Genomic DNA, 9,508 nt, shown 5'->3' on the forward strand with positions numbered 1-9,508 from the left:
ATAAGGAAATGATGATGCATAAAGGATGGAAAGCACTGGCATTGGCTACGGCAACACTGGCTGTTTCAGGTTTGGCACAAGCCAAACAGGTGATTTGCGTATTTGATCTGGTCGGTAAAAACGGTGATGTCTATAGTGTGATGAAAGACTATCAGTTGGCGGCCAAAAATTGGGGTGCAGATGTCGAACTGCGGGTGAATACCAATGAAGCGGTGGTTGCAGAAGATTTTAAAGCTGGAAAATGTGACGGCATTAGTGTGACCGGGATGCGTGGCCGTCAGTTCAATAATTTTACCGGTTCACTCGATGCTATTGGCGCGATTCCAGATCTGAATCTGGCAGTTAAAGTCATGCAGGGCTTGGCCAGTCCCACCTTCGCCAAACATATGCTGCAAGGTAAATATGAGGTAGTCGGTGTCATTCCTGTGGGTGATGCTTTCCTGCTGGTGAACGACCGCAGTATTAATACCGTTGCTAAAGCCGCTGGTAAAAAAATTGCCGTACTTGATTATGATGAAGCACAAAAAATCATGGTACAGCAGGTCGGCGCACAGGCGGTGAGTGCCGATGTCACCAATTTTGGTGCCAAGTTTAACAATGGCCAGGTGGATATTATTGGTGCACCAGCAGCAGTATTTAAACCGCTGGAATTACATAAAGGTTTGGGTAATAAAGGCGCGATTGTGAATTATCCGGTGTTGCAGGTCACAGGCAATATCATTATCCGTCCAGATAAATTTCCGGCAGGTTACGGACAAAAATCACGTGAATGGGTGAGAAGTCAGTTACCGCGTGCCTTTGGTATTTTGGGGAAAATGAAAGCGGACATTCCAGCAAAATACTGGATGGATATTCCTGCTGCAGACAAATCGGGTTACCAGAAAATGATGCGGGATTCCCGAATTGACCTGACCAAACGCGGTGTTTATGACAAACGTATGATGAAATTGTTATGGCAATTCCGCTGCAAACAGAACCCGAAAAACTTTGAATGTGCCTTACAGGATGAGAACTACAAATAATCCTGATAAAATTACTCTGATTTGACTTTTAATCTGTAGAGACTGACCATATATTGAGTGTGCTATACTTAAACATGGTCTTTTCTTTTTAAAGACATTCCATTCAACAGAGGAATCCGCCATGAATGCCCAAGCGCTTGTGCTCACCGACAATGCCGCAAATAAAGTACGCCAGTTGCGTGACAGTGAAGGTAACCAAGACTTAATGCTCCGTGTCTATGTGACCGGTGGCGGCTGTTCAGGTTTCTCTTATGGCTTTAATTTTGCAGAAAGCCAGAATGAAGATGATGCAGAATTTGCCAATGGCGATGTTAAAGTCCTGGTCGATTCATTGAGTTATCAATATCTGGTCGGTTCGGTGGTAGATTATTTAGAAGGTCTGGAAGGTTCACGTTTTGTGGTACAAAACCCGAATGCGACCACGACCTGTGGTTGTGGATCTTCATTCTCGATCTAAATCCATGCACAAAAAAAAAGTCCTCTCAATGAGGACTTTTTTATATCTGGAAGAACGTTTAGCTATCCAGTTTTACCGCTTCAAGCAGGTCAAAGATCACGGTAGTGACATCCTGACTCAACTCGCGGTTATTGAAAATTTCATAGGCGCTAATGGTAATGTCGGTATCGCTTGGCAACAGACGCTGTTCTTCTTCGATCAGGTCATTGATCGGTAATAAGGTCTGTTTGATTTCCAGATGCAGAATATCTTTATATTCCAGATTTTCATCGTCGAGTTCAATCAGTTGTTCATTGAAATAAGGCAGCAAAATCGAATGAAGATAGGGTTGGATGTCCTCGATATCAAAGATTTCGATATCACGGGTTTCATCAATCGTACTAATGTGGTCATTTACTTCAATTAAAATATGGTAGTAACTCACACGAATCTCCAAAGATGGCCTGAACAATGTAGCCAATCACAATAACATGAAATCAGAATAGAGTGTTTTTTATAATACTTATACACTTAAATTAATTAGGGAATTCAAGCTGATCACTTAACGGTTATAAAGCAAGGTCTTGTCTGCAGGTCGCAGCTGGAAGTGTTGCAGATTCTGTTTACCCAGCACCGGATACATCAGTGCTTCCGGGTCATTATGGTGATACAGCCCCAAGGCATGTCCGAGTTCATGTGCCAGAGTCAGACGGAGATCATCTTCTGCATCAAACTGATAGACATGAATTTGATCACCCATAAACACGCCTTTATGAAATTCGCGGGCAGGGAAACGCTGTTGGGCTTGAATGATATTCTGCTGATGGTTTTGCAGACCATGTTGATGCATGGAAACATTCATATTAAAGGAACTTTGCTGTTCCTGAAGGTACTGAAGTTCCCGTTGAAAACTTTCCGATTTGCGCTGTAAAGCCAAAACCTCATATTCAATCTGCTCATGTTCATAAGCAGATAAATTTGGCTGACGGCGTCGTTGCTGTAAGGCCTGAAATTCACTATTCATCTGATCTCTTTGCTGGATCAGGCGTTGCTGCTGACTTTCCAGATGCTGATGGGATGCTTCCAGATTTTTGACCTGACGTTGATACTTGGCGTCATCTGCCAGCAACTGTTTTTCGACTTTCTTCAAGGCATCATAGTCTTGCTGGCGTTGATCATAGATCAGGTGAATACTCAGCCTGGCATTTTCATCATAGACCATCAAATCATCACGATTGCTTCCCTGATGCCAGATTTCGATCGCTTCCTTGCTCAGTTGAATGACTTGATCTTTACTTAGTCCAAAGCCTGAATCGACCTGATCAATTCGGAAACGTAAGCGTGTATCGAAAGGATGCGTCAAGCGATCAGCCAGCGAGTTATAGCGCAGTTGAGGATGGGTTTGGGCCTGCATATGTAGATAGGCAGACATGATCAATCCCACTACGAGCAGACAGAGCAGAAGACGCATATTTTTTATTTAAATGTCTATTTTTTAAAAATATAGCTTAATTTTAATGCCTTTCCCATGCTTATTTGCATCATCCTTCAGCTTTTGGATAAAGCCCTAATTTGGCCAAAGCCTGCTGCAAAATTTCAAGGCGGATCGCCGGATCTATACCATTTTGCATCTGCATATTGAGTGAAAATGCCACGATTTCAGCCTGCGGTGTTTCAATCCAGCCGGTGAGCCAGCCGACTTGCGGTTCCACATCCATGCCCCAACCGGATTTGACATATAGTCGATAAGCTTTCCGCTCCTGTAAAAATAACATGGCTTTGACTTGTTGCTGGACTTGAGGATCAAAGGCCAGTTGCTCTCGGGCCAACGCAGAAACAAATTGGACTTCCTGTTTTGGAGTAACTTTCAAAGGGCCTACCAACCAGAAGTTATCGACCTGTTGACCAATCTGCTGATTACCAAATTGGATGCGTTGTACTTCCTGTTGCATCAATTCAAGGCCAATGCGACGTGCCAGTTCCTGATACACGGGTACAGCAGAAGCTTGCATGGCTTCGCCGAGAGTCATGTCTTTTTCCCAGGCTGCAAAACTGCGTTTCTTGCCATCCCATTTAAAAATTTCATTGGTTGTGGCTTTGCCATGTTGCAGGCCAATCAGGGCATTGAGCATTTTAAAAGTAGAGGCGGGAACATATTCGGTATCTGCACGGCTTAAATCATTACCATAAACCTGTATCTGTTGACCACGCTGAATCACTAGAACACCCGCGCTTTGCGCCTGATCAAATAATTGGGCAATGGCTTGAGTCGATTGAGTCGAAGTGCTTTGAGATAGGAGAGATGAAACGGGCAGGCTACACGCTGTCAGGCCCAAGCAACTAAGTAAAGGCAGCAAAATCAGAATTTTCATGGGTTCAGGGTATTTTAATGTTGGATTTAACTTAAACAGCTTTTCCTGAAAATACGATCAAATTTTAGTAATTTTTATTTTATTCTTTTAAGTCGAGACATAAAAAAACCGCGCTTTCGCGCGGTTTTTTCAGTTAAAGCGACAAATTATTTTTTGTCATCTTTCACTTCAGTGAACTCAGCATCTACAACGCCGTCGTCCGCTTTTTGAGATTGACCTTCGCCGCCTTGGAATGCATTCGGGTCAAAACCTTGCGCACCGCCTTGGCCTTGAGCAGCTTCATATGCACGTTGTGTAATTGGCATGATGATATTTTGCAGCGCTTCAGTTTTCGCTTTGATTTCTTCAACGTCATTTTCTTTAGTTGCAGCTTCAAGCTCAGAAACCGCCGTTTCAACAGCAGTTTTTTCGTCAGCTGTTACTTGTTCACCAAGATCTTTCACTGCTTTTTGTGAAGAAGCAACTAAAGCATCCGCTTCGTTACGAGCTTTTGCAAGCTCTTCAAACTTACGGTCTTCTTCAGCATTTGCTTCAGCATCTTTGATCATTGCTTCGATTTCAGCATCAGACAAACCTGAGTTTGCTTTAATCTGGATCGATTGCTCTTTACCAGTGCTCTTGTCTTTCGCAGATACTTTCAAGATACCATCAGCATTGATGTCGAAAGATACTTCAATTTGTGGCACACCACGTGGCGCAGGTGGAATGTCACCTAACTGGAAGTTACCCAACAGTTTGTTTTGCTGCGCCATTTTACGTTCACCTTGGTAAACTGAAATGTCTACAGCAGGCTGGTTGTCCGCAGCAGTTGAGAATACTTGAGATTTCTTCGCAGGAATCGTGGTGTTTTTCTCGATGATTGCAGTCAACACGCCGCCCATGGTTTCAATACCAAGTGTCAACGGAGTTACGTCAAGTAGAAGTACGTCAGTTTTGTCACCTGAAAGTACCGCACCTTGAATCGCAGCACCCATGGCGACTGCTTCGTCAGGGTTTACGTCTTTACGTGGCTCTTTACCGAAGAACTCTTGAACCTTCTGTTGAACCATTGGCATACGTGATTGACCACCCACTAGGATCACGTCAGAGATGTCAGAAGTCGAAAGACCAGCATCTTTAAGCGCAATACGGCAAGGCTCAATGGTACGCGCAACCAGGTCAGCAACCAGACCTTCTAATTTTGCACGTGTTACGTTGATCACTAAGTGTTTAGGACCAGTCGCATCAGCAGTGATGTATGGAAGGTTGATTTCAGTTGCATTTGAAGATGAAAGTTCGATCTTCGCTTTCTCAGCAGCTTCTTTTAAACGCTGTAACGCCAGTGGATCTTGTTTCAGGTTAAAGTTTTGTTCTTTCTTGAACTCTTCAACCAGGAACTCGATTAACGCGTTATCGAAGTCTTCACCACCTAGGAATGTGTCACCGTTAGTCGACAATACTTCGATTTGCTGGTCACCATCAAGGTCAGCAATTTCAATGATTGAAACGTCGAAAGTACCACCACCCAAGTCATAAACCGCGATTTTACGGTCGCCTTCTTTCTTGTCCATACCAAACGCAAGTGCCGCAGCAGTTGGCTCGTTGATGATACGTTTAACTTCTAAACCTGCAATTTTACCTGCATCTTTAGTTGCTTGACGCTGTGCATCGTTGAAGTAAGCAGGAACAGTAATAACAGCTTCAGTTACGGTTTCGCCCAGGTAATCTTCAGCAGTTTTCTTCATCTTTTTCAAGATTTCAGCAGAAACCTGTTGTGGCGCCAATTTTTTGTCGTTGACATCAACCCAAGCATCACCGTTGTCAGCTTTGATGATTTTGTAAGGAACCAGACCGATATCTTTTTGTACCGCTTGGTCTTCATAACGACGACCGATCAGACGTTTGATCGCGAACAATGTATTTTTCGGATTCGTTACTGCTTGACGCTTTGCAGATTGACCTACCAGAATTTCGCCATCTTTATAGGCAATAATAGATGGAGTGGTACGCGCGCCTTCAGCGTTTTCGATTACTTTAACTTTGTCGCCTTCAAGTACTGCAACACATGAGTTTGTAGTACCTAAGTCAATACCAATGATTTTAGCCATTTGGATGTTTCCTCTAAAATTTTTTTGTGATTTACACTTGTTATCCGATATGAGAGCCGTTCGATTTTTTTCAAGTAAAATTTTTGAAAAATTTCACAAACTCCCGAATTTATTTGGCTTAAGCGCCGACCATCACCATGGCAGGACGCAATAAGCGACTGTTAAGCGTGTAGCCTTTTTGCAAAACAGTCCCAATTTCATTTGCTTTGGCATTTGGATCAATCCCGACTGCCTGATGCAGGTCAGCATTGAAACCGTTGTTGGTATCCACTGCCACAACCCCAAATTTCTCCAAGGTATGCAATAAAGATTTAAGGGTCAGTTCAACACCTTCACGCAATGGTGTTTGCTCTTCACCTGCAGCCACAATGGCACGTTCCAGATTGTCGACTGTTTCTAGAAGCTCTTTAGAGAACTTTTCCAGAACTGTATCTTTATGCTTTTCAGATTCACGCTGAATACGTTCAACACTCTTTTGTGCTTCATAAACTGCATTGGCGGTACGGGCTTTTTCTAACTTTAAATCACCTTCAAGCTGCGCAATCTGCTCTTGTAAAGACTCAACGGAAACTTCAGCCTGCTCGGTTTCAGCTTGAGTTTGCGCTGTATCTTGTTCCGCTTGCTCTTGCTCAAGTTGTTGAGCTTGCTCGTTTTGCTCAGTCGCCATTGATTTACTCCGTTTAAATGGGTTCTTAAACATGTACAGTCCTTAGGCCTCAGTGTTCACTGCGTTTATGCTGAACTGCCATGGTTGTGAAGTTCTTGATTACCTAAAGAAATCGGGGCAGGGTGTAAAAATTCAAGCGTCGACCCAGATTAAATTTAAGATTTATACAAAATACTGAATCCAGCGGATAGCAGAACAAGCTATTCAGAACACAACAGCAGGATAGGATGAGAATAAAATACACGGACATCAGCAGCGATGAATCCGAATTTTGAACTGAATAGATTTAATTGGCGACTAAATCTAAGAATTAAGTATTTGAAAATAAATATAAAAAATGAATAATCGTATTTTTGAATCAAATTAATAATTTTAATCCGTTTTAAGTATTGGTAAAAAAATTGCATCATACTTCTATTAACAGCGACCTTGTTCAGAGGAGAGAGCCGAACCGGGTTGCTGTTGCCCTATTTTAGAGTTGCTTTTTTCAAGCTGAGTATCCCCAAAACTCAGCTTTTTTTTGCCTGTTTATTTATTAGACATAAAAACGATTAATATCTAAGCAATAAAGTCTTTCACAATAGATGAACTTTTGATTAATATTTATTCCAGATTCTATCGCTGTAGTTTCTTCTTATTTTGAAATGTGTTTTCGTGGCTTATCCTGTTCTCTAGATAAGCCTTTTTTTGTCCAGAATTTACCTTTTTTGAATTTGTTGGAATCAGTCGTCTCTATTTTAGCGGTTTGTAAGATAAAACTTACAGCTTGGATAGTGAATGTCCGCTTCATGAGAGCAAGTTGATTCGATAGGATAATTTATATAGAGAATAGGATGTTCTGGTTGAATTGCTGAGAAGCATAAGCGAAGTGGAAGTTCGTTTAACATAACCCTCTGCAAAGGCCCTAAATAAATTTTCTTTAGGGCCTTTGTCTATCTGGCAGCTATCTTTTTCCATTTAAAAAGCCCAGTCTGGGCTTTTAATACAGAAAATGATTCAAGTCTTAATCGCGACGATCGCGTGAACGTTGTTCTTGATGACGTCGGTTGTCATTCCAGCGTTGATTAGAACGATTTTGCTGGACTTTTTTACTGCGTTGATCTGTTACACGTTTACGCTCCAGATCCTGACGACGTTTACGTTCTGTCTCTGCCTGTTTTTGCCGTTGCGTCATGATATTTTTACGTTGCTGTTCATGGCGCTGTCGTTCCAGTTGGCTTTTACGTCGATCCAGCTCTAACTGTCTTTTACGATCCTGCTCCCAATTGCGACGTTGTAATTCCTGTTTACGTCGATCCAGTTCAATGCGTTTGCGTTGCTGTTCATATTCCCAACGTTGCCGCTCATAGCGACGATCTTGTTCATAACGCCGGTCCAGTTCATAGCGACGGTCATAACGCTGATCATAGCGGCCATCATAATAGTCACCATCTTCAGGAAATGCGACGCAGCCTACAGCTAAAAATGCAGTCGCCAAAGACAGAGCTATAATTTTGCTAGCCATAGGCATCCTCCCGATTTGTAATAAAAAATATACTTAAGCTCGCAAAAGTACGTCAAAAATAACCTTTAAACGGTCAATGACATCTTTTATAAATGAGGGTAACGTATCGAGTAGAAGCTATATGTACATTGATATTAAGACTTATATAAGAATATGGTCACTGAAACGCTAATCGTGTAGAAACTATGAAGAATTAAGAGAATAAGGACTAAAAATAATGACTGTGAATCCTCCGGTTCTGAAAAGTGTGATGGAAAAGGGACAAGGGACGGCAGCGCGTATGCTGGACCGCTTACCTGGCATTGCACAGGAAGCATTAGTTAAGGCTCTGGATTATCCTCATGTTTATCCTGATTTAGATCCATTGGTTAAATGCCTGATGGCCATCCAGATAAAACAGGGGCATAGCAGTTTTATCAGTGAGGATCTGGCTCATTCGCGCACATTGTTTGATGCACGCATGAAAGCGATCGCGGCTAAACCAACTACTGTCAAAGTCATCGAAGAGCTGCGCCTGCCTTTGCAAAGTGGCAGCATCTTTGCCCGGCATTATCATCCAGCTCCACAAAAGAAGTTGCCGATGGTGATTTTTTATCATGGCGGTGCATTTATGGTGGGCGGTCTGGACAGCCATGATGAATTCTGTCGCTTGCTGGCAGTACATGCCAAAGTGCAGGTGCTAAGCGTGGCTTATCCGCTGACGCCAGAATTTAGCCCCTTGCAGATGGTACAGGTTTGTGAAGATGCCTTGGCTTGGGCACATCAGCATAGTAAGCAACTAAAAATCTATAAAAATCGTATTGCCGTAGCAGGGGACAGTGCGGGCGGAAATCTGGCTACTGTGGTGGCACAGCGCAGTGCAGGTAAATCTTATGCCGCACGAGCACAGCTTTTGCTTTATCCGGCGGTCGACTTTAAAAGTCGCCATCCTTCTTTTTATGCCTATAAAGATGGACTGGTACTTTCGGAACAGGATATTGATCTGGTGACCTTAATGTATGCCCAAACCCATCAGATTGAACTGGATGATCCGCTGATTTCACCCACCTATGGTGAATTGCAAAACTTGCCGCCAAGTTATGTGATTACTGCACGTCATGATGTCCTGCATGATGAAGGTTCAATCTATGCACATAAACTACGTCAGAATGGCGTGAGTGTTCATTATCATGAATATACCGATCAAGCACATGGTTTTATTAACCTGACGCCGATCTCCCGCCGTGCCAAAAAATATGTGATTGAGATCAGCAAAAATTTCCGCAAATTTTGGGACAAAAATAGGGTGTGTTGACACTTTTAGCTTAAAAAAATAGCGAAGTAGTAAAATCAAATCGCCAAACCCAATTTTACTATTCGCTATGCCTCGTACCATGCTGACAGATCAACACTGGCAAAAGTTGAAAGTTATTCTGCGTAA

At 42.6% G+C, this 9,508-nt stretch carries 9 protein-coding genes; 3 read left to right on the forward strand and 6 right to left on the reverse strand.

Translation table 11 applies throughout. The features are described 5' to 3' along the window. The first annotated feature begins 14 nt into the window (after positions 1-14). Complete coding sequence (locus AC13CK_RS14050) at positions 15-1,022, forward strand: putative solute-binding protein (RefSeq protein WP_425880147.1); 1,008 nt, start codon at positions 15-17, stop codon at positions 1,020-1,022. 121 nt (positions 1,023-1,143) lie between these two features. Beyond that, a complete protein-coding gene (erpA, locus tag AC13CK_RS14055) occupies positions 1,144-1,479 on the forward strand; it encodes an iron-sulfur cluster insertion protein ErpA (protein WP_004281944.1) in 336 nt (111 codons plus the stop codon). 58 nt (positions 1,480-1,537) lie between these two features. On the opposite strand, the gene AC13CK_RS14060 is transcribed toward erpA, so the two are convergent. The 6 genes from AC13CK_RS14060 to AC13CK_RS14085 all read right to left on the reverse strand — a co-directional run bounded on the left by AC13CK_RS14060 (position 1,538) and on the right by AC13CK_RS14085 (position 8,088). After that, positions 1,538-1,915 carry a hypothetical protein gene (locus AC13CK_RS14060; protein WP_016806936.1) on the reverse strand — a complete coding sequence of 126 codons (378 nt, stop codon included), beginning with the start codon at positions 1,913-1,915 and terminating at the stop codon, positions 1,538-1,540. Positions 1,916-2,020: 105 nt separating this feature from the next. Further along, positions 2,021-2,929, reverse strand: a complete 909-nt coding sequence (locus tag AC13CK_RS14065; RefSeq protein ID WP_005094835.1) for a matrixin family metalloprotease — start codon at positions 2,927-2,929, stop codon at positions 2,021-2,023. A gap of 70 nt (positions 2,930-2,999) precedes the next feature. Next, positions 3,000-3,830, reverse strand: a complete 831-nt coding sequence (blaOXA, locus tag AC13CK_RS14070; protein WP_425880144.1) for an OXA-134 family carbapenem-hydrolyzing class D beta-lactamase — start codon at positions 3,828-3,830, stop codon at positions 3,000-3,002. 146 nt (positions 3,831-3,976) lie between these two features. Further along, complete coding sequence (gene dnaK, locus AC13CK_RS14075; protein WP_004647118.1) at positions 3,977-5,917, reverse strand: molecular chaperone DnaK; 1,941 nt, start codon at positions 5,915-5,917, stop codon at positions 3,977-3,979. 118 nt (positions 5,918-6,035) lie between these two features. Continuing rightward, on the reverse strand, positions 6,036-6,584 hold the full coding sequence (grpE, locus tag AC13CK_RS14080; protein WP_004647116.1) for a nucleotide exchange factor GrpE: 549 nt from the start codon (positions 6,582-6,584) through the stop codon (positions 6,036-6,038). A 1,003-nt stretch (positions 6,585-7,587) separates the two neighbouring features. Then, the gene (locus AC13CK_RS14085; RefSeq protein WP_425880145.1) at positions 7,588-8,088 is read right to left on the reverse strand and encodes a cell envelope integrity TolA family protein; all 501 of its coding nucleotides are present in this window, start codon (positions 8,086-8,088) and stop codon (positions 7,588-7,590) included. Between the two features lie 217 nt (positions 8,089-8,305). Here AC13CK_RS14085 and AC13CK_RS14090 point away from each other — a divergent pair, with 217 nt between their 5' ends. After that, entirely contained in the window at positions 8,306-9,382 is a 1,077-nt protein-coding gene (locus AC13CK_RS14090; protein ID WP_253173799.1) for an alpha/beta hydrolase, read from the forward strand. Positions 9,383-9,508 lie beyond the last annotated feature (126 nt).

Source organism: Acinetobacter sp. L-24, from assembly GCF_056857555.1.